Annotated in this window: 19 protein-coding genes; 4 read left to right on the top strand and 15 right to left on the bottom strand. The window is 34.5% G+C overall.

The genetic code is table 11. The annotated features are described in order from the left end of the window. Positions 1–34: 34 nt before the first annotated feature. The 3 genes from M0214_RS08525 to M0214_RS08515 form a co-directional block, all read right to left on the bottom strand. A complete protein-coding gene (locus M0214_RS08525) occupies positions 35–1,498 on the bottom strand; it encodes a DUF389 domain-containing protein (RefSeq protein ID WP_248722149.1) in 1,464 nt (487 codons plus the stop codon). Positions 1,499–1,693: 195 nt separating this feature from the next. Beyond that, complete coding sequence (locus tag M0214_RS08520) at positions 1,694–2,767, bottom strand: mannose-1-phosphate guanylyltransferase (RefSeq protein WP_248722148.1); 1,074 nt, start codon at positions 2,765–2,767, stop codon at positions 1,694–1,696. Then, entirely contained in the window at positions 2,757–3,368 is a 612-nt protein-coding gene (locus M0214_RS08515) for a SprT-like domain-containing protein (RefSeq protein WP_248722147.1), read from the bottom strand. Before M0214_RS08515 ends, M0214_RS08520 begins: the two co-directional genes overlap by 11 nt. Positions 3,369–3,510: 142 nt before the next feature. Between M0214_RS08515 and M0214_RS08510 the strand changes: the two genes are divergently transcribed. Both M0214_RS08510 and M0214_RS08505 read left to right on the top strand, forming a co-directional pair. Further along, the gene (locus M0214_RS08510; RefSeq protein ID WP_248722146.1) at positions 3,511–3,762 is read left to right on the top strand and encodes a type II toxin-antitoxin system ParD family antitoxin; all 252 of its coding nucleotides are present in this window, start codon (positions 3,511–3,513) and stop codon (positions 3,760–3,762) included. Then, entirely contained in the window at positions 3,755–4,054 is a 300-nt protein-coding gene (locus M0214_RS08505) for a type II toxin-antitoxin system RelE/ParE family toxin (RefSeq protein ID WP_248722145.1), read from the top strand. The genes M0214_RS08510 and M0214_RS08505 overlap by 8 nt, the downstream gene beginning before the upstream one ends. Positions 4,055–4,187: 133 nt before the next feature. Here the strand turns inward: M0214_RS08505 and M0214_RS08500 are convergent, their stop codons facing one another. Beyond that, on the bottom strand, positions 4,188–4,451 hold the full coding sequence (locus M0214_RS08500) for a hypothetical protein (RefSeq protein ID WP_248722144.1): 264 nt from the start codon (positions 4,449–4,451) through the stop codon (positions 4,188–4,190). A 71-nt stretch (positions 4,452–4,522) separates the two neighbouring features. On the opposite strand from M0214_RS08500, the gene M0214_RS08495 reads away from it, so the two are divergent. After that, positions 4,523–5,431: a hypothetical protein gene (locus tag M0214_RS08495; RefSeq protein WP_248722143.1), complete on the top strand. Its 909-nt coding sequence runs from the start codon at positions 4,523–4,525 to the stop codon at positions 5,429–5,431. A 179-nt stretch (positions 5,432–5,610) separates the two neighbouring features. On the opposite strand, the gene M0214_RS08490 is transcribed toward M0214_RS08495, so the two are convergent. The 10 genes from M0214_RS08490 to rsgA form a co-directional block, all read right to left on the bottom strand. Next, positions 5,611–6,588, bottom strand: coding sequence for a polyprenyl synthetase family protein (locus M0214_RS08490; protein ID WP_248722142.1), 978 nt, complete (start codon positions 6,586–6,588; stop codon positions 5,611–5,613). An 87-nt stretch (positions 6,589–6,675) separates the two neighbouring features. After that, positions 6,676–7,716 carry a 23S rRNA (adenine(2503)-C(2))-methyltransferase RlmN gene (gene rlmN / locus M0214_RS08485; RefSeq protein ID WP_248722141.1) on the bottom strand — a complete coding sequence of 347 codons (1,041 nt, stop codon included), beginning with the start codon at positions 7,714–7,716 and terminating at the stop codon, positions 6,676–6,678. Positions 7,717–8,051: 335 nt separating this feature from the next. Further along, a complete protein-coding gene (gene queA / locus M0214_RS08480) occupies positions 8,052–9,101 on the bottom strand; it encodes a tRNA preQ1(34) S-adenosylmethionine ribosyltransferase-isomerase QueA (RefSeq protein WP_248722140.1) in 1,050 nt (349 codons plus the stop codon). A gap of 130 nt (positions 9,102–9,231) precedes the next feature. Further along, on the bottom strand, positions 9,232–10,455 hold the full coding sequence (locus M0214_RS08475; RefSeq protein WP_248722139.1) for a 3-phosphoshikimate 1-carboxyvinyltransferase: 1,224 nt from the start codon (positions 10,453–10,455) through the stop codon (positions 9,232–9,234). 124 nt (positions 10,456–10,579) lie between these two features. Beyond that, positions 10,580–10,906, bottom strand: a complete 327-nt coding sequence (locus tag M0214_RS08470; protein ID WP_248722138.1) for a nucleotide pyrophosphohydrolase — start codon at positions 10,904–10,906, stop codon at positions 10,580–10,582. Then, a complete protein-coding gene (locus tag M0214_RS08465; RefSeq protein ID WP_248722137.1) occupies positions 10,906–12,921 on the bottom strand; it encodes a DUF3857 domain-containing protein in 2,016 nt (671 codons plus the stop codon). Before M0214_RS08465 ends, M0214_RS08470 begins: the two co-directional genes overlap by 1 nt. Continuing rightward, positions 12,922–14,919, bottom strand: coding sequence for a DUF3857 domain-containing protein (locus M0214_RS08460; protein ID WP_248722136.1), 1,998 nt, complete (start codon positions 14,917–14,919; stop codon positions 12,922–12,924). A 6-nt stretch (positions 14,920–14,925) separates the two neighbouring features. After that, a complete protein-coding gene (locus tag M0214_RS08455) occupies positions 14,926–16,833 on the bottom strand; it encodes a DUF3857 domain-containing protein (protein WP_248722135.1) in 1,908 nt (635 codons plus the stop codon). Positions 16,834–17,030: 197 nt separating this feature from the next. Then, positions 17,031–17,483, bottom strand: coding sequence for a D-aminoacyl-tRNA deacylase (dtd, locus tag M0214_RS08450; RefSeq protein ID WP_248722134.1), 453 nt, complete (start codon positions 17,481–17,483; stop codon positions 17,031–17,033). Beyond that, positions 17,480–18,430 carry a ribosome small subunit-dependent GTPase A gene (gene rsgA, locus M0214_RS08445; protein WP_248722133.1) on the bottom strand — a complete coding sequence of 317 codons (951 nt, stop codon included), beginning with the start codon at positions 18,428–18,430 and terminating at the stop codon, positions 17,480–17,482. Before rsgA ends, dtd begins: the two co-directional genes overlap by 4 nt. A 90-nt stretch (positions 18,431–18,520) precedes the next feature. Here rsgA and M0214_RS08440 point away from each other — a divergent pair, with 90 nt between their 5' ends. Next, entirely contained in the window at positions 18,521–18,967 is a 447-nt protein-coding gene (locus M0214_RS08440; RefSeq protein WP_248722132.1) for a hypothetical protein, read from the top strand. A 40-nt stretch (positions 18,968–19,007) separates the two neighbouring features. Here M0214_RS08440 and M0214_RS08435 read toward each other — a convergent pair whose 3' ends face one another. Then, entirely contained in the window at positions 19,008–20,090 is a 1,083-nt protein-coding gene (locus tag M0214_RS08435; protein WP_248722131.1) for a bifunctional 3-deoxy-7-phosphoheptulonate synthase/chorismate mutase type II, read from the bottom strand. Positions 20,091–20,129 lie beyond the last annotated feature (39 nt).

Genomic DNA, 20,129 nt, shown 5'->3' with positions numbered 1-20,129 from the left:
ACAGGTCTTTAACCTTCAGCTTGAAAATAAAAAACTAATTCATCCTCTTCACAACTAAAGAATCGAGTTTAAATTTTGACTTAAACCACGCTTCTAGCTTTTGGATTTCTAATGTTCTTGCATCATCATTGGTTAAGGAATCTATCCATTTCACCTCAAAAACCGAAACGGTATCAATTTTTGTAAAATTAGATGCTACAACATTAGAGAAAGACATCCTTTCTATGTTCGGATAATTTATTTTCACTTCTTTAGTAAGTGCCTCGAAAGCGATATTATTTTTTTCTAGTTTGGAAAGCTGTAAAACTTTATCTTCCAAAAATGCTATTTTTTGGCTTTGAGATAATAAATCCAAAGAATCTCGGGTACGCAGCTCCTCCATGTACTCCAAGTTATTGATATGCCTATTCTTAACTTGATTGATGTACAGTTTTGTATTGCTTAAAGCAGTATAATTTAGAAGGCGTTGCTCTAAAATATCTTTTGTAGAATCAGGAATTTCATCGGTTCCAAATGGAATTAACTCTATGATGGATTCCCCATCTGGATTATAGGTATGTGAAGCATTCTTTTGAATATAATTTGCATTAGGCAAAGTACTCAACTCTGTTTTAATGAAACGTTCAGCATCACTTTCAAACCTACTTTCTTTTAACACACTTATAAATGTCCATACCGCAGGAATCATGACCACTATAGCTAATAGCGTAGCTATTTTGGAGATTCTACTTCGCTTTTTGGAATTCACATACTTAAGCATTGGGAAGCGTAACACCTTCAGTACAATAAAAGTTGCCAAAGCAATGAAAATTGTATTGATGGTGAATAAGTACATGGCACCCAGAAAAAATTCCCAATTACCTTTTGCTAAACCATAACCCGCCGTACAAAGCGGTGGCATTAAGGCAGTTGCAATGGCTACACCAAAAATTACAGAAGCTATCGTCCCTTTTTTTGTTCGCGCTATTATAAGTGCTAAACCTCCAAAAAAGGCAATAAGCACATCGCGAATATCTGGTTTTGTTCTTGCGAAAAGCTCTGAGGTTTCATCACTCAACGGAAACGACCAAAAGAATAAAAATGCAGTAATTAAACTCAGCACAATCATAGTCGCTAAGTTTATTAAAGAGCGCCTTAAAGTATCTATATCGTTAATAGCTATAGATAGCCCAACTCCTAAAATAGGCCCCATTAACGGCGAAATTAACATGGCTCCGATAACCACAGCTGTAGAATCGGCATTTAGTCCAACAGACGCCACAAATATGGAACAAATAAGAATCCACGCTGTGGCACCTTTAAACGCAATATCGCCCTTAATAGCTTTGATTGTGGCTTCTCGGTCGGTATCTTCACGAAATGCCAATAACTCACTCAAAAAAGTTCTTATACTTTGAAAAAGTCCTTGAGCATCTTTTTTTACAGCTTCCTTACTTTGGGCAACTTGTTCTTTATTTGCAGGGTCGTCTTCGGTGAAGTTAAATTTACTTTCTTCCATAAATGGGTTTGGATTAACTTATGCACACCAATATAGACAATATTTTTTGGAAAAAGTTACATTATTTAGTTTTCAGTCGCAGTGTCCAGTCACAATCGTATTTTACATATTATGCCTTAAATACTTTACGTCCTTGCTCTTTTTTAGAAAGGAATTCAGCTCAAATACTTTACAGAATAGCTACTAAAAAACTCTTTAATTCTTTCCGTACTTGTTTTTTAAACGTTGTTGGATTTGTTTTATATCCTGTTCTTTGCTTTTAGGATAAATTAACAAGGTGTTATCGTGATCTACAATAATATAATCGTTTAATCCATCGATGACCACTAGTTTTCCTTTAGGTGCCCTTACGATGTTACGTTCGGCATTTTCGACTAAACTTTTAGCGTTTAAAATAGCATTACTATGCTTATCTTTATCTAGCTTGTCGTATAAACTTCCCCAGGTTCCTAAATCGTTCCAATCGAATTCGGCACCAATTACATGTACATTCGAAGATTTTTCCATTATGGCATAGTCTACCGAAATGTTCTCTGCTTTTGGATAATTTTCTAATATAAACTCATTTTCATCTGGTGTATTGTAAGCCGATATACCAGATTCAAAAAGCTCATATAATTCGGGTTGATTCCTCTTGAAAGCCTCTATAACGGTTGCTGCACTCCACATAAAAATCCCGGCATTCCAAAGAAAATTACCTGCGCTAATAAATGCTTTTGCTGTTTCATAGTCTGGTTTTTCCCTGAATTGGTCTACCGACTTTACCGTTTCAGAAGTATTTTTATCGTACTCTATATATCCGTAGCCTGTATTGGGGAACGTAGGTTTTATACCAAGAGTCATTAAAGCCTTGTTATTAGAGCAATAATCGAATGCTGTTTGTACATTTTTAGCAAAGGTCGTTTCGTCTTCAATCCAATGGTCACTGGGCGCAACAATCATTACAGCATTAGGATTTTCTTTTTGGATTTTTAAAGAGGCGTATAAAATACAAGGTGCCGTATTACGCATGGCTGGCTCCAAGAGGACTTGTCGTTGTTCCACTTCTGGCAACTGCTCTAAGACCAAATCGTTATAGCGTGCGTTGGTAAGAATGAAAATATTTTCTTTTGGGATTAAACGCGATAATCTTTGAAATGTTTTTTGGATTAAGGTATCGCCCGTACCTAACATATCATGAAATTGCTTAGGGAAATCTTGGGTACTTACCGGCCAAAATCTTGAACCTACTCCTCCTGCCATTAAAATAGCGTAATAGTTACTGTTCATGGTTGTTTTCTAGTAATTCAACTTCTGCGTTGGGGTTAAATAAATATAGTTTTCCTGTTTTAACTTCTAAACATTCAAAACGTTTAACACGCTTTTTCCCTTTTAAAAACACCTTTCCGTTATAGAGTTTAAAACTATGACCTAAAGGTACATCAAATATATAGGTTTTACCATTGGGCTCATCAAATTGTTTTAAAGCTAAAGTTAAATCTGTATCGGTATCGCTACTTGCTTTTGGGTTTTTAAAATGCTTTGCTAAAAGTGGTAATAAATCGTTAGGGAAAATATTTGGGTTTATAAACGGCAACATTAAATGTTGAAAAGTGCGTTTCCACTCTATACCGTGAGGTTTAATAAACCGCCCATAAGTTTTATAAGCCTCGAAATGCGCAATTTCATGGATTAAGGTTATCAAAAAACGGTAAGTATTCAAATTAGCATTTACCGTTATTTGGTGTTTTCCATTGGGTAAGCGCATATAATCGCCATGCCTTGTTTTACGTTCCTTTTTGATTTTTACCACCAAGTTATCGTGCTCTAAAAGTTTTAGAACTTGAGATACCGCAGAATTAGGAATGTACTCTTGAATTTGGGTTTGCATTACCGCAAAAATAAAAGAATTCTTTGAGGTAAAAACACTTGGCTTTATCTTAAAGTTCAGCTAAAATCGTTTAACATTCTTAAGTTGGGTGTAATTTGCAATAATTACCAAAAATTGGTATTTTTACGAAAAGAATTTTAAAATGAGTAAAAATACATCTATATCACTCGGAAATTATTTTGACCAATTTGTCAGCAATCAAGTTTCAGCTGGAAGATATAAAAACGTAAGCGAAGTAATAAGAGCTGGTCTTCGACTTTTGGAAAATGAAGAAAGTAAAGTAATTGCTCTAAAAAATGCTATTCAAGACGGAATTGACAGTGGAATTGCTCACGACTTTGACTGGGAACAAAACTTAAAAGCGTTAAAAGCGGAAAAACGAGTAAATGGCTAAATTTCAACTGACCAACAAAGCTGTTGAGGATTTAAATGAGATTTGGAACTACACCTTTGACAAATGGTCTGAAAAGCAAGCTGAGAAGTATTACTTTCAAATAATGGAACTTTGTAAAGAAATTGCTAAAAATCCTGAAATCGGAAAAAATTACGATGGAATTCAAAAAGATTTATTTGGACTTAAGGCGAACAGGCATATCATATTTTACAGGAATTTGGATAGTGAACCAATAGAAATTACTAGAATTTTACACGGTAGAATGGATTTAAAAAGAAGACTAACCGAATAAAAACTACCTCCAATAAGAACTGAGTTAAAAAACAAAGTTTTCATCATAAGGCAATCCTCTTTTTATTATTGTGAAAGCTTGTCTTAACAGCTTTAAATTTTCTAAAAATAAAAGAGAAACACGAGAGTTGATGTTAATTAAAGTTACTAAAAAAACGGTAGGTATTCAAATTAGCATTTACCGTTATTTGGTGTTTTCCATTGGGTAAGCGCATATAATCGCCATGCCTTGTTTTACGTTCCTTTTTGATTTTTACCACCAAGTTATCGTGCTCTAAAAGTTTTAGAACTTGAAATACCGCAGATTTAGGAATGTACTCTTGAATTTGGGTTTGCATTACCGCAAAAATAAAGGAATTCTCCGTAGTAAACGCACTTGGTTTTATCAGAAAATTCAACTAGATTTGTTAAGCGTTGGGTATGAGACATTGAAACATTGCATATCCTTAAGTTAGTAAACATTAAAAAAATGAGATTAAAATTTTCAATTTGGGCATTCATCTGTATGTCCTTAAATATTTACGGTCAGTCCTTTTTTGTCACTAAAGAAAATGACACCACATTTACAGAAAACTTTTCTATTTCTAAAGACAAATTTAAATATAAACCCGCTGATTCAAAAATAAATATAGAAATCGAACTTGATAAAATCAAGGGCTTTTACAGATATAATAATAATGCGTTTTATGAAAATAAAAATGTATTTGTTGAACTTATCATAGATGGAGATATTAAATTATACAGAGGGTTAATTAATAATAGTACTTCCTTAATTAGCTCAGGGAGTGGGATGTATTCAGTTGATCACCTTTTTGCCGAATGGTATATCGAAAAAGACACTTTATTTGAAAAAGTTTTTAGTTCTGGTGTTTCTAATAGTCATTTTGGTCTACGTCCAGTACATTATTATATCTCAAACCGAAATATTCTTAAAAAAGTATTATCTGATGATAATATAGCCCTTAAAAAGTTAGAAAGTACTAAAAGAAAAGATGAATTACCAGAAATTTTAAAATTAATAAACAATTATAATTCAAGAAAATTTAAAAATAATTCACTAGAACCAAATAATAGTAACAAAGATTCTTCTAAAATTGTTTTATTTAGAGAATCCAAAAATGAAACAAAGAATGCCATTTTGGTTACTATAAACGGCAAAGTATATAAACTAGAAAAGAACTCAAAATTAGATATAATAATCCCGAGTAAAAGTCAGTCGGAAATTTGCATAGAAAACAGCATCAATAAATATTGTATGATAACAACTTCTTCTGAGTCTTTTATTAAATACTATAGATTAAGATTAAACAAAAAAAATGAGGGATATATTGAAAAAATCAATGGCAACTCGCGATACTATAAAGTACGACTTAAGTAACAGTAATAAAAAATAAAACGTTAGCAAACAACATATAAAAATAATTGCCCGTTTCTTGCCTACTCGGAAAATCATATGAATTTCCTTCTGGTTAGTTCCATTTTTGTCAAGTTAGTTGCTTAATCACGCAACTATCCTACACAAACACGCTAAACGAAAAACACCTCTTTACTACTTCTCTACTTCTTCCTGTCAATAACATAATTAACCATAAGCTCTAAAGCACTTTTAAACTCCGAGTCCGGGTAATCGTTAAGCAAAGTCAAGGCTTCTTCACGAAATGCCTTCATTTTGGTTACGGCATATTCCAAACCACCATTGTCTTTTACAAAAGCAATAACTTCTTTTACGCGTTTTTTGTCTTTGTTATGGTTTTTTACCGAATTTATTAGCCAACTCTTATCTTTTTTATTGGCGTTATTCAAAACATATATTAAAGGCAGGGTCATTTTTTGTTCCTTAATGTCTATTCCGGTAGGTTTGCCGATAGCCGTGTCTCCATAATCGAATAAATCGTCCTTTATTTGAAATGCCATACCAATGAGTTCCCCGAATTTACGCATCTTTTCAACATGATCAGAGTTCGGTTTTACAGAAGCCGCTCCTAAACTACAGCATGCCGCAATAAGGGTCGCTGTTTTCTGACGGATAATCTCGTAATAAACCGCCTCGGTGATATCTAACTTTCTGGCTTTATCGATTTGAAGTAATTCGCCCTCTACAATTTCACGAACGGCTACAGATATGATTTTAAGTAAATCGAAATCGTCATTATCGATACAGAGCAACATCCCTTTAGATAGTAAAAAATCACCTATTAAGACTGCTATTTTGTTTTTCCAAAGCGCATTTACAGAGAAAAACCCACGACGGCGGTTACTATCATCGACCACATCATCATGAACTAAAGATGCTGTATGTATTAACTCTATTACCGAAGCACCTCTGTAAGTACGCTCACGCACCTCGCCATTAGAAACCATTTTGGCAACCAAGAACACGAACATTGGGCGCATTTGTTTCCCTTTTCGGTTTACTATATAGTGTGTGATACGATTTAACAGAGCCACCTTACTCGACATGGAAAGCTGAAACTTTTGTTCGAAAAGGTCCATTTCAAAAGCAATGGGCTGTTTTATTTGTTCTACTACTTTCAAGGTGCTATTTTAAGAAACATCAAATATAAAACTTATTTAGGGGAATAGATTGCCGCCTTCGCGGTAATGACAAAAAATATTTTCGGCTTAGGTTTTATTAGCCAGTTGGCCACAAGCAGCATCGATATCCTTACCTCGACTTCTTCTAATGGTAACGGTTATGTTATTGGCCTCAAGAACATTTTGATACATATCTATGGCTTCTGAACTGGCTTGTTGAAACTCGCCATCATCTATGGGGTTGTATTCTATTAAATTTACTTTACTTGGTGCAAATTTGCAAAACTTCACCAAAGCGTCAACATCCTTTCTTTTGTCGTTTATTCCTTTCCACACCACATATTCGTAGGTGATTCTATTTCTGGTCTTTTCGTACCAATATTCCAGAGCTTCCCTTAAATCTTTAAGCGGAAAGGTTTTATTAAAGGGCATCATAGTGTTTCGAACCTCATCGATGGCCGAGTGTAAAGACACTGCCAGTTTAAACTTAACACCATCGTCTGCCATTTTATTTATCATTTTTGGCACTCCAGAGGTAGACACAACAATACGCTTTGGAGACATAGCCAAACCTTCAGGCGAGGTAATTTTATCTATGGCCTGAAGCACATTTTTATAATTCATGAGCGGTTCTCCCATACCCATAAATACAATATTGCTCAAAGGCCTGTTGTGATATAACCTACTTTCTTTGTCTATGACCACAACTTGGTCGTAAATCTCGTCTGGGTTTAGATTACGCATACGCTTTAAGCGAGCTGTTGCGCAAAACTTACAATCTAAGCTACACCCCACTTGGCTAGACACACAGGCAGTAGTTCTTGTTTCTGTTGGAATTAAAACAGACTCAACAATTAATCCGTCGTGAAGCCTTACCGCATTTTTTACGGTACCATCGCTACTTCGCTGCATGGTATCGACCTCAACATGGTTTATAACAAAATTATCCTCGAGCATTTGTCGCGTACTTTTAGATATGTTTGTCATATCATCAAAGTTATGTGCCGATTTTTGCCATAACCACTCATAAACTTGATTGCCACGAAACGCCTTATCATCTTCTTGGATAAAGAAATCTCGTAACTCTTCTTTTGTTAAGGCTCTAATGTCTCTTTTCTTGTCTGTCATAGATTATGCAAAAATAACGAAAGCAAATGCTATATACGATTTTTGACTTGGGAATTACAGAATGACATCATTTCGTTGTAGGTTACCTACAGAACTCATCTTAAATCCAAACTCATAAAAAAAGCCTCGAAAACGAGGCTTTTATATTTAGTTTCAATGTATAAATAAAGAATTTCTTTAAACCAACTATCCTCAAGGTAAGCTAAGGTAGTATTTCATGGTTTCATTTTGGATTTATGTCAAAAATCGAAATTCTTGATTTTAGGTTCCCGTTTTCACGGGAATGACAATTTCAACGGAAACCCCGATGCAAGCATAGGGGAAATTCTTTTTAACTAAATAATTAACATAGCATCTCCGTAACTGTAAAATCTATACTTTTCTTTTACTGCTTCTTCATAGGCTTTCATAATAAAATCGTGCCCAGCAAATGCAGAAACCATCATTAGCAATGTAGATTTTGGTGTGTGGAAATTAGTAATCATACAGTTTGCAATACTAAAATCGTAAGGTGGGAATATAAACTTGTTGGTCCATCCGTCCATTTCGTTAAGAAGACCTCCAGAGGACACAGAACTTTCAATGGTTCTCATCGCCGTTGTTCCCACAGCACATATGCGCTTTCTCTTTTTAATAGCAGTATTTACAGTATCTACAGCCAACGAATCGATACTTATTTCTTCACTATCCATTTTGTGTTTTGAAAGGTCTTCAACTTCTACCGGATTAAAAGTTCCCAAACCTACATGTAACGTTACCTCGGCAAAATTTACACCTTTAATTTCCAAACGCTTTAATAGGTGTTTAGAAAAGTGAAGCCCCGCTGTTGGCGCCGCTACTGCACCTTCATTTTTTGCGTATATGGTTTGGTATCTATCTTCATCTTCTGGCTCTACATCTCGCTTAATATATTTTGGCAAAGGTGTTTCTCCTAATTCTTGTAATTTTCTTCTAAAGTCTATATAAGACCCATCATATAAGAAACGTAATGTTCTTCCTCTTGACGTTGTATTATCGATAACTTCAGCAACCAACGTTTCATCTTCACCAAAGTAAAGTTTATTACCAATTCTTATCTTTCTTGCAGGGTCTACCAAAACATCCCAAAGGCGTTGTTCTTCGTTAAGTTCTCTTAATAAAAACACCTCGATTCTAGCTCCAGTTTTTTCTTTATTACCATACAGTCTTGCAGGAAAAACTTTTGTGTTGTTTAAGATAAGTACATCATCTTCATCAAAATAATCTATTATATCTTTAAACAGTTTATGCTCTATGGTTTGTTCCTTTCTATTCAATACCATTAAGCGCGATTCATCTCTGTTTTCTGATGGATATTCTGCTAAAAGTTCGCTTGGTAGATCAAAGCCGAAGTTAGATAATTTCATGTAGTTCTGTTTTAGTTTTTAGTAGTCTATTTTAAAAACTACAGAAGGGCAAACTGCCTTCTGCAAATATTTTTACAAAGTTGCAAATATACAATCTGCAAATAGGGGTTGTCAAGTAATTCCGGAATTATTATTCAGATATTTTAAAACCTATAGTTTTCAGGTCTTCCCAGAACGTAGGGTACGACTTGGAAACCACCATAGCATCTTCGATGACCACAGGTGCTTTAAGTGCTACCGGTGCAAATGCCATAGCCATTCTATGGTCGTTATAGGTTGCAATAGGCACCATTTCATTAATAGAGTCTGAAGGTTTTAAGTGTAATGACTTATCTGTAATTTCAACTACACCACCTAGCTTTTCTATTTCTGTTTTTAAAGCGACCAAACGGTCTGTTTCCTTAATTTTTAGAGTATGAAGTCCCGTTAAATCGCAAGAAATGCCCATGACAAAACAGGTTACTGCAATGGTTTGGGCTATGTCTGGAGCATTCTTTAGATCCAATTCTAATGGCGCCACATTTAACCTTACTTTTTTAAGCGTCATGGTATGTTCACCAAAAACAGTTTCTACACCAAAATGTTTATAAATCTCCACTAAAACAGAATCGCCTTGTAATGATTCGTTTTTGTAAGAAGATAAGGTGACTTCTGTACCAATATGGCTCAAGGCCACAATACTAAAATAATACGATGCCGAAGACCAATCTGATTCTACCACCAAAGTTTGAGCCTCTTGATTGTTAGTGGATGGTTTTACGCTAATAACATTACCTTCAAAAGAGGTTTCTATTCCAATTTCTTCAAGAAGACTTAGCGTCATTTTTATGTAAGGCACCGATGTTATTTCTCCATCGAGGGTAAGTTCTAAACCTTTTTCCAATCTAGAGGCTATGAGCAATAACGCCGAAATATACTGGCTGCTTACATTAGCCGCTAGAGATACTTTATTATTAGTTAGCTTTTTTCCTTTAATTTTTAAGGGTGGAAAACCCTCATTTTCAACATACGCTATATCTGCTCCCAGTTCCTTTAATGCTTCTACCAAAATTTTAATTGGGCGCTCTTTCATTCGCTTAGAACCAGTAAGCGTAACCGTTCTACCTTCTTGTATTGAAAAGAATGCGGTTAAAAAACGCATGGCTGTTCCCGCATGATGAATATCGACAATACTTTCATCAGAAACCAATGCCTTAGTCATTAAGTTACTATCGTCTGAATTCGATACATTTTCAAGATTAAAAACAGGGTACAATGCTTTTAAAAGCAACAACCTATTCGATTCACTCTTTGACCCTGTAATTTTTACTGAAGATGTTTTGAGTACTTCAGATTTATGAAGTGTTAATTGCATACTACCAATACCTGTTTTTAAACGAGCAGCAAATTTACTGGATCATAGAGATTAATGCTACGAAACTTGTGTCTTTTTTTAATCTGAGGATTAACCTAAGTGTAAAAGCTTATGAAGACTGGAATTATTTTAACTTTTCATTATTATGATGCCTATCATGGTCGCGTTTAGCTTTCTTGTTCATGCGCTTATCGAACGCCTCTTGTAAGTCTGTTCCTGTTTGATTTGCTAAGCATAATAGTACGAACAAAACATCAGCCAGTTCCTCGCCCAAATCTTTATCCTTGTCGCTCTCTTTTTCACTTTGCTCACCATACCTTCTGGCAATAATCCTTGCTACTTCACCAACCTCTTCGGTAAGTTGTGCCATATTGGTAAGCTCGTTAAAGTAACGTACGCCATGTTCTTTTATCCAGTTATCTACCTCTTTTTGAGCGTTTGCTATATCCATTATACTTTTGTTAAAACAATTTGTTCTGCTTCCTTTTGGATAAAAGTATTAAAATATTCCCTTAACGCCTCATAATAAATTGGCGATATAATGGATTGATTGATTTGTGAGTCCACAGACACTTGGATAGAATTGCCGTTACCCATAACCTTATAACTAAAAGCTCCCAAATTATCTGGCAGAGCAAAAGACGCAGATTCTGGTATGTATTCTATTTTATAGCCCTCTGGTATATGAATTAACACTTTATAGGAAGTTATTGATGGATATGCAAAATCAACAGGGAATTCTCTTTTCTCAAGTTTAAACGGATTTTCATTAATACTTAAATAGAATAATGGTGTAAAGTATATTTTGTCATCTATAATATCGGCTTGACTTTCCTTGATGAACTTGTAAGACTCCACAATGGGCTTGGATAAATCTTTGGCATTTTTAACCTCATAATTCTCTATTTTAATACCGTTATATTTATTTTCTAGCTTTTCTAAATAATCGTCCTTGTCAGCTCTTATATAATTATTCCTAAATGCAAGTGCTTTGTGGTTGGTTTTGGTACTTCTGTAATTACCTTGTACTGTGCCTTCATCATCTAATTTTAGCATCATAAAGACCATATCTTTAGACTTCGTTCTAGGATACAGATTTATGGGACTAGAGCCTCCGTTTTCGGCAACAATCCTACCTTGCCAGTTTAATGTTCGTAATGGTAATATGTTTGGAATTGAAAATTCGTCTGTTGCATCCAATAAAGCTACAGTGTCGTCTTCAAATTTAACACAAGACACCACATAATTATAACCTTCTCTGGTTGGAAATAGAGGAACGCCATGTGTTCTGGTACTCACCAAAACCGGATTGGCATTTAAACCTGCATAGCGTAGCATAGCCGTTAACATAAGATTGATATCGCCCGTATTCCCTACATGGTCTTTGTATGCTTTTTTGATATCCTCAGAATAAAAACCATAGTACCCATTCCATTTTACTTGCGCCTTAACATAGTTAAAAATTAATGCCATTTTTTGAACAGGCTCTGAAACCGAACCTATTAAGGCATCTATATCATCTTTAAAATAACTAGATTTATCAAGTTCGTCTCCAAAACTAGAACTCTTGTAAATTCTTTGTACAACATCTTTCCAAGTGGTAGAATAATATTCTATTGCTGAATGAGGAAACTTTGTGTATGATAGTTCGTACTTAACTGAAGATCTATAGTTATTAATACTATTAACATAGGGCTCTTCTTTTAGCGCTGAAATATTCTCAAGATTATAAGTATAAATATCCTTATTATATTCAATCTCTCCTGTTCTGTAAAGGCTTTTTGAATCTAGTTTGGTGTTTTCAGTTATTGGTACCTCAGTTTTATAAGTTAAAACATCTTTTTTGGATTCAGCAATAGGTTGAAACATCAAATACCCTTTTGTTCTAGGCTTAAAACTAAAGTATTCAGGTACTTCAAAAACAGCTTCTAGCTTTTGTATTGGAATATCATGTTGAAAAACGAATTCATCTACATGAGATATAAATGGAGACACCAAAGTATACTTATATTCTATAACACATCCTGGTTTTATATCGGGCATTGTAAATTTTACTTCATTTGAGTACTTGCTTGCATCTGTTCTAAACACTTCGCTCTTATCTATTTTTGTTTGAACAACTTTTCCATCTTCCAAATTAAATGTGTAAGCCTTTAATTCGGTTAACCGCTCCTCCATGCCTCCTCCGTCTTTGTATAAATCTATTTCTTTGGTTGCATAATCAAACCCATTTTGGTCATAGATTTTGATACGCACGTGAATTTCGGTGTGTAGTTTAAACCCATCTGACCTGTGATATTCATAGAATGTATGTCTTTTTTTAAACAAATATTCCGCACCAGCAGTAGAATCTAAAGCACAAACTTTCTCTTCTAATTCCTCTTTAGAAACTTTTCCGAATTTGTAATTCTGAGCCGAACCAAAAAGCGTAATGCATATTAAAAATAATACACTTAAATACTTCATTTATATTCTGGTTAAAACTACTTGTTCGGCCTCCTTCTGTACATACTTATTAAAATACTCTTTCAAAGCCTCGTAATGCGCAGGCAAGATGATGGATTCGTTTATTTGTGAGACAACAGACACTTGAATTGTGTTACCTCTTCCAACTATTTTAAAATTAAAAGAGCCCAAGTTGTCTGGTAAACCTATGGCAACATCCTCTGGTACGCTGTCTATCTTATAGCCCTCAGGTATATTTATAATTATACGTTGTGATGTTATTGAAGGATACCCAAAATCTACTGGAAACTCTCTATTTTCAAGTTTAAAAGGATTTTCATCTGTTCTCATATAAAACAGAGGAGAAAAGTACATTTTATCACCAATAACATCGGCCTGGTTTTCTTTTACAAATTTATAGGACTCCATTACGGGCTTAGACAAATCTTTATCGTTTTTAACCTCATAATCAGACACTTCCAAACCGCCATATCTGTTTTCCAATTTTTCTAAAAACTCTTCCTTATCTGTATCGTTGTACCTATTTCTGAAAGATAAAGCTCTGTGGTTCGTTCTTATGCTTCTACAACTTCCTTCTAACGTACCCTCTTCATCAATTTTAACCATCATGGTAATGGCATTTTTAGACTTGTTTCTAGGATATAAGTCTATTAAACTAGATGTTCCATTATCACCAACAATTCTACCTTTCCAATTTAGCGCCCTCATTGGCAATACATTAGGAACCGCATAAGGATCTGTAGCATCTAATAAAACCATAGAATCTCCAGAAACCTTAACCAAGGTTACCACATAGTTATAGCCCTCTCGCGTTGGAAATAAAGGCACTCCGTGTGACCTTGTACTTACTAGAACTGGATTTGCATCCAAACCAGCATAGCGCATCATGGCAGTTAGCATTAAATTAATTTCACCACAACCTCCTACATGATCTTTGTAAGCCTTTTTAACATCATCAGAATAAAAACCGTAATAACCATTCCACTTAACTTGCGACTTCACATAGTTATATATTAGACTTATTTTCTCTTTTGGATCTGTTCTAGAGCCAAGTAATGCATCAATATCGTTTTTAAAATATCCTGTTCTTTCAAGTTCTTCTCCAAAATATGAACTTTTATAGACTGTATTCACCACGTCTTCCCAGGTGGTAGAATAATACTTAATTGTAGAATTTGGAAAATTAGTATATGAAAGCTCATACTTTGCGGAGGCTCTATAATTGTTTATACTGTTTACAAAAGGCTCGTCTCTTAAAGCTGGCACATTGTCTAATTTATATTTACTTATTTGTTTAAAATAAGTTGTCTCTGAAACATTATAAGAACTGGATTGGTTACCCCCAACCGCCCCTCCAAAAGAGCGAATAACGCCTGTTTGATTTTCAATCTCAGGTACCAGCGGTAAAAACCCTTTAGTGTTTACTTTGAAATTAAAATACTCTGGCACTTCGAAACTGGCCTCCAAACGCTTTATCGGGATATCATGTTGAAAAACGAACTCATCTACATTAGACCAATATGGTGATGTTATTTCGTACTTATATTCAATTACAGAACCCGGTTTTATATTTGGCATAGTAAACTTAACTTGATTGGTATATTTACTAACCTCGGATTTGAAGATGTCGTTTTTACTTATTTTTTCTGAGACCACTTTACCATTTTCAAAATTATAGGTGTAGGCTTTGATACTAGAAATCTTTTCTCCTCCACTACTTCCATTATAAAGCCTAATCTGTTTAGTTGCGTAATTAAACCCCTCTTGGTTATAGATTTTAATGCGTTCATGTATATCTGTTTTTAATACAAATCCCTCATCTTTAACAAACACATAATGACTTTTTCTGTACTTATAAAGATACGCCGCATCGGCAATGGTATCTTCAGGATAAACGGTTTCTGAAACCTCTTCTTTTGTTACTTTTCCAAATTTGTAGTCTTGCGCCAATACACATTTTACCGTAAACAATACCAGAACTGTTAGTATAAATCTCATGAAAATCTATTTTTTAATTAAAGCTATTTTTGCGTTATCCTTTTTTGAAACCTCCTTGAAAAAACTTCTAAAGCCACTATAGTCTTCTTTTTGAAAGTTCCCGTCATTAATTGTGAATTCTCTATTGTAAATTATAGTGCTATCATCAACCACTTCGAGTTCCATTTTATAAACACCATACTTATTTTCAATAAGTACGTTCTCGGGTTGCGACTCAATTTTAAAATTCTCGGGCAATGTGATTTTTACCGAATCTACATCTCTAAAACCTCTCTTAACCTGAAGAGGAAGTCTTCTGTTTCTATACCTATCTGGTATATTTTTATTTCTATTTAGAGCATTTACGGTAACCAACATACGCTCTCCAACAATTTTGGCATAGTTGGGTGCATTAAAACGTACACTTTCAATAAACTTGATGTTATCCCGGTCATTTTCAATTTTCATATCATCTAAACTCAGTCCGTTTATATAGCCCCAATGCTCTTTGTAATGTGTGTCTAAATCCCTTTCTGTTTCAGTCTCTAGAACATATTTATCATCGTATTGAATGCCTTGTGAAACTACTTTTGCCTCAACCTGGATATCGCCTTGGTTAGAAATTTTACAAGAACCTTCAATAGTCTGTAGGCTTTCCTCGACCTTATATTTTTTTGTGTGCGCTATTTTGCCTCCTTCTGGTGTAATAACAAGAACATCCCTATCATCTGTAAAATCCCCGATAAACCCAAATGGTAATTTTTGGCTGGTACATTCCAACCATATATCCTCGCCATCCTCTTGTGGGATATTAAGTATGGCATGGTTTCCTTGCATAGAAGCAAAGTCATTTTCCAAACTTCTCTGAGAACTTCTTGCATATAATATTGTAAAATGAGATTCTACCCCAACCGCTTTTAAAAGTGCCATGGTATAATTGGTTAAGGCTTTACAATCACCATAGCCTAATTCATCGACTTTAGACACATTAAAAGGTTTCCAACCACCAATACCTACTTGTACACTAATATATCTTACTTTATCCTGTACATATTGATAAACAACTTTAGCTTTTTCGATATCACTGGCATCCTGTTTAACTAAACTTTTAATTTCTGCTAAAGTACTAGCAGGTAAATCTTGTGTGTCTTTTATTAAATCGTGATACATCCACTTACCAAAATCTTCCCAACTTTCAACATGCCCGGGAACACCTTCAAGGGTAAATTGATTTGAAGCCACCAAAACTCTTGGTGCCATTGCTGAAAAAGACGGACTATAATCTTCAGGTTTAAAGGCTTTGATATTTTTTACCTTAAACGATAAAAACCCATCTAATACCACTTTTTCCAATGTTACATCTTCAAAGTTGTTTTCCTTGGTACGAACCGAAATATCTGTTGGAAACTTAATGCTATATGTACTATTTTCTACACTTAAATAATAGTCGTTAACAGGGTAAAACGAATCTATAAAAGCGGTGTTTTTATCAACAGATTCGCATATCACCTCAATTGTATAGGGGTAACCAATAGGGGTATACTCTAAATATTTAGCTCTTGAATCTGAATACAGGGTCCCTCCGGCTACAGCACTTACATCTTTGAAATCTTTCTTTTTAAATTTTTTGATTTGCTTACCATAAGCATCAAAAACAGTCGCCTGAAAAGTGATAATCTTCTTGTTGTCATCATAATATTCTACGGCGTCTATATTGTCATCACCTTCTTTATTGAGAACAGTTATCGTCCGTTTTTTTACAACATGCATTTCATTAGAAGACCTTAATGTTACATTTAAATTAGATTCCCTAACTACCGCATTAACATTTTCTCTAAGACCATCTGGTATAGTAAGACTGCTATACTTGGTTTGTGAAGAAACAACAGCGCATAACATAAGCATTAAAATGCTTGCGAAAGATTTAATAGTCATGAATTATTGTGGTTTAGCTGGGTTAAATGTATAGTTTCTCGCATCTAAAACTTATGAGAAAAATCAGGTTTTGATGTAAATATTATATTTTATTTTTAAAAATAAAAATCCTACACTTTTTTAATAGGTCATCGATAAATAAAACTAGACAAAAGGAATACTCTATTCAGGTAGCAAGCAAGATTAGTAGAAGAAATCTAAACTCTATTCTTGGAGTCTATAATTATTGTTACAGGACCATCGTTGATTAGGGCAACTTGCATCATGGCTCCAAACTTTCCCGTTTGAACTTTTTGTCCTAAATCCTGTTCTAGATGTTTTATAAATGACTCATAGAGCGGAATTGCTATATTTGGTTTAGCCGCCTTAACATAACTGGGCCTGTTTCCTTTTTTGGTTAAGGCATGAAGTGTAAACTGGCTCACAACAATTACATCTCCACCAATATCTCTTAAAGATGTATTCATTAAACCATTTTCATCTGTAAAAATCCGAAGATTAGCAATCTTGTTAGTCAACCACGTAATATCTTCTAGAGCATCTTCGTCAACAATACCTAAAAGCACTAAAAGTCCGTTATCAATCTTCGCTACGACTTCTTCACTTATAGTAACACTAGCCTGAGACACACGTTGAATTACTACTTTCATTCGTTATCCCAATTATCGGTTCTATAATGTTCGTCTTCACCTTCTAAAATCTGAACATAACTTCGGTATCTCGTATAAGCGATTTCATCATTTTCTAAAGCAGCTTTTACAGCGCATTTAGGTTCTTTTAAATGCAAGCAGTTATTGAATTTACAATGTTGCTTTAACGCAAATATTTCAGGAAAGTAATCGCCCACTTCTTCTTTGTCCATGTCTACCACACCAAAACCCTTTATTCCTGGGGTATCAATAATTTTTCCTCCAAAATCGGTATCGAACATTTCTGCAAATGTGGTAGTGTGTTGTCCTTGCATATGGAGGTTTGATATTTCTTTGGTTTTTAAATCTAAATTTGGCTGAATTGCATTGACCAGGGTTGATTTTCCAACTCCAGAATGACCAGAAAACATGCTTACTTTATCTTGCATTAACGCCTTGACCTTGTCTATATTTTTTCCAGCTTTAGCTGAAATCCCAATACATTCGTAACCAATTTTTCTATAAACATGAGCCAAGTACTTAACCTCTAAAAGTGTTTCCTCATCATAAGTATCTATTTTATTGAATAGCAAAACTGTTTTTATGGAATACGCTTCTGCAGTTACTAGAAACCTATCTATGAAACTTGTAAGAGTAGGTGGGTTATTTATGGTAATCATTAAAAATACCTGATCTAGATTAGCGGCAATGATATGGGTTTGTTTAGAAAGGTTTACAGACTTCCTAACAATAAAATTTGTACGGTCGTGGATATTATAAATAACGCCAGACTCTAAATCGTTTACTTTCTCCAACTCAAAATCTACCACATCGCCAACTGCAATAGGATTGGTACTTTTTATGCCCTTTATTCTAAACTTTCCTTTAATTCGGCATTGGTAAGATTCACCCAGCTGTGTTTTAACAGTGTACCAACTACCGGTAGATTTATAAACGAGTCCTGTCATATTTAATTCAAAAATAATCTAAATTAATTGTTTAACAGGTAAGAATATATCTATATTCGAGGAGTAAATTTTTAAACAAAAATCAACAACATGAAAAAATTATTAATTGCATTGGCTATTTCGGTAATTGGGCTTAATGAAATAAACGCCCAAGTGGAGTATAAAGTTATTACAAGTGTGGAATCTATAGTTCCAAGTGGATTAGGGCGTTCAAGGTTAATATCAGCCACAGCCGACAGAGATTTTGAAGAATTCACATCGGAACAATCTGAAGAGGACCAAACCAGGAATAAATCTAAACGAAAAGAAATTCGTGTTAAGGATTTTGAAGAAACAAAACTTTTGAACTTTTACAACCTAGGAGGTATTCGTTTTCAAAATATAGCTTCGAATGACGCAATAATTTCTTCTAAAATCACCACTATGATATCTAATGGCTGGGAATTAGCTTTTGTTACCAGTGCAGTTGAAAGTGCTGGAGACAAAGACCCTAACGGCATATTCATTACCCGTTATATTTTTAAACGAAATAAGTAATTAAATAAGGCCTCACAAATGTGAGGCCTTATTTTTATAATTATCCATTGATAATCTTCTCTTGGTGATTTATGGATTCTTGATGAACTGCTTTAAACATTTTAAGAATAAATTCTTCGCTTAAACCGTGCTCTTGTCCTTCTAGCACCATTCTTCCAAGAATTTCGTTCCATCGTTTACTTTGTAATACAGCTACATTCTTATCCTTTTTAAGTTTACCAATACCATCTGAAGCCTGCATACGCTTCCCTAACATATCAATAATTTGATTATCAATCACATCAATTTGTGCTCTCAAATTATTTAATTGGCTATTGTACTCAGCTTCTGGATCAGCTTCTTTTCTTACTTTTAAATCCTTCATGATTTGCACTAATGTAGAAGGCGTAACTTGCTGTGATGCATCACTCCAAGCATTGTCTGGATCGTAATGTGTTTCAATCATCAATCCATCAAAATTTAAGTCTAATGCAACTTGAGACACGTCAAAAACCATATCCCTTTTTCCTGTAATATGGGATGGGTCGTTGATTAATGGAATATCTGGGAATTTATTTTGGAATTCGATTGCCATTTGCCAGTTAGGATTGTTTCTGTACTTTGTTTTTTCGTAAGTAGAAAACCCTCTGTGAATAGCTCCAATATTTTTAACTCCAGAACTATAAATTCTTTCAATACCACCTAACCAAAGTGCCAAATCTGGATTCACTGGATTTTTGATTAATACAGGTTTGTCTGTTCCCTCTAAAGCATCGGCTATTTCCTGCATGATAAATGGAGATACTGTAGAACGCGCCCCAATCCAAAGCATATCAATATCATGCTCTAAAGCTAGTTTTACATGAGCAGCATTGGCAACCTCGGTACACACCTTCATTCCGGTTTCTTCTTTAACTTTCTGTAACCATTTTAATCCTAAAGCACCAACGCCTTCAAAATTCCCTGGTCTTGTTCTTGGTTTCCAGATACCGGCTCTAAAATAAGTAACATCGGTGTCCTTTAACTCATGAGCAATTTTTAATACTTGCTCTTCGGTCTCGGCGCTACATGGTCCGGCAATCACTAACGGATGATCTAATTTTAAATCATCTAACCAACTTCTCAATTCTTTTTTATTTTCCATAATTATAAAATTTCAGTACCCATTTCATTTTTGAAGGCT

The sequence above is a fragment of the Seonamhaeicola sp. ML3 genome, from assembly GCF_023273855.1.
Taxonomy (GTDB): Bacteria; Bacteroidota; Bacteroidia; order Flavobacteriales; family Flavobacteriaceae; genus Seonamhaeicola.
The sequence above is the reverse complement of the archived record's forward strand: the minus strand, read 5'-3'. Positions and strand labels throughout refer to the sequence as shown.

What these genes read in the sequence shown, in the direction of transcription:
- M0214_RS08525 (WP_248722149.1), bottom strand. Translation starts at nt 1,498, where the DNA reads ATGGAAGAAAGTAAATTTAACTTCACCGAAGACGACCCTGCAAATAAA.
- M0214_RS08520 (WP_248722148.1), bottom strand. Translation starts at nt 2,767, where the DNA reads ATGAACAGTAACTATTACGCTATTTTAATGGCAGGAGGAGTAGGTTCA.
- M0214_RS08515 (WP_248722147.1), bottom strand. Translation starts at nt 3,368, where the DNA reads ATGCAAACCCAAATTCAAGAGTACATTCCTAATTCTGCGGTATCTCAA.
- M0214_RS08510 (WP_248722146.1), top strand. Translation starts at nt 3,511, where the DNA reads ATGAGTAAAAATACATCTATATCACTCGGAAATTATTTTGACCAATTT.
- M0214_RS08505 (WP_248722145.1), top strand. Translation starts at nt 3,755, where the DNA reads ATGGCTAAATTTCAACTGACCAACAAAGCTGTTGAGGATTTAAATGAG.
- M0214_RS08495 (WP_248722143.1), top strand. Translation starts at nt 4,523, where the DNA reads ATGAGATTAAAATTTTCAATTTGGGCATTCATCTGTATGTCCTTAAAT.
- rlmN (WP_248722141.1), bottom strand. Translation starts at nt 7,716, where the DNA reads ATGACAGACAAGAAAAGAGACATTAGAGCCTTAACAAAAGAAGAGTTA.
- queA (WP_248722140.1), bottom strand. Translation starts at nt 9,101, where the DNA reads ATGAAATTATCTAACTTCGGCTTTGATCTACCAAGCGAACTTTTAGCA.
- M0214_RS08475 (WP_248722139.1), bottom strand. Translation starts at nt 10,455, where the DNA reads ATGCAATTAACACTTCATAAATCTGAAGTACTCAAAACATCTTCAGTA.
- M0214_RS08470 (WP_248722138.1), bottom strand. Translation starts at nt 10,906, where the DNA reads ATGGATATAGCAAACGCTCAAAAAGAGGTAGATAACTGGATAAAAGAA.
- M0214_RS08465 (WP_248722137.1), bottom strand. Translation starts at nt 12,921, where the DNA reads ATGAAGTATTTAAGTGTATTATTTTTAATATGCATTACGCTTTTTGGT.
- M0214_RS08460 (WP_248722136.1), bottom strand. Translation starts at nt 14,919, where the DNA reads ATGAGATTTATACTAACAGTTCTGGTATTGTTTACGGTAAAATGTGTA.
- M0214_RS08455 (WP_248722135.1), bottom strand. Translation starts at nt 16,833, where the DNA reads ATGACTATTAAATCTTTCGCAAGCATTTTAATGCTTATGTTATGCGCT.
- dtd (WP_248722134.1), bottom strand. Translation starts at nt 17,483, where the DNA reads ATGAAAGTAGTAATTCAACGTGTGTCTCAGGCTAGTGTTACTATAAGT.
- rsgA (WP_248722133.1), bottom strand. Translation starts at nt 18,430, where the DNA reads ATGACAGGACTCGTTTATAAATCTACCGGTAGTTGGTACACTGTTAAA.
- M0214_RS08440 (WP_248722132.1), top strand. Translation starts at nt 18,521, where the DNA reads ATGAAAAAATTATTAATTGCATTGGCTATTTCGGTAATTGGGCTTAAT.
- M0214_RS08435 (WP_248722131.1), bottom strand. Translation starts at nt 20,090, where the DNA reads ATGGAAAATAAAAAAGAATTGAGAAGTTGGTTAGATGATTTAAAATTA.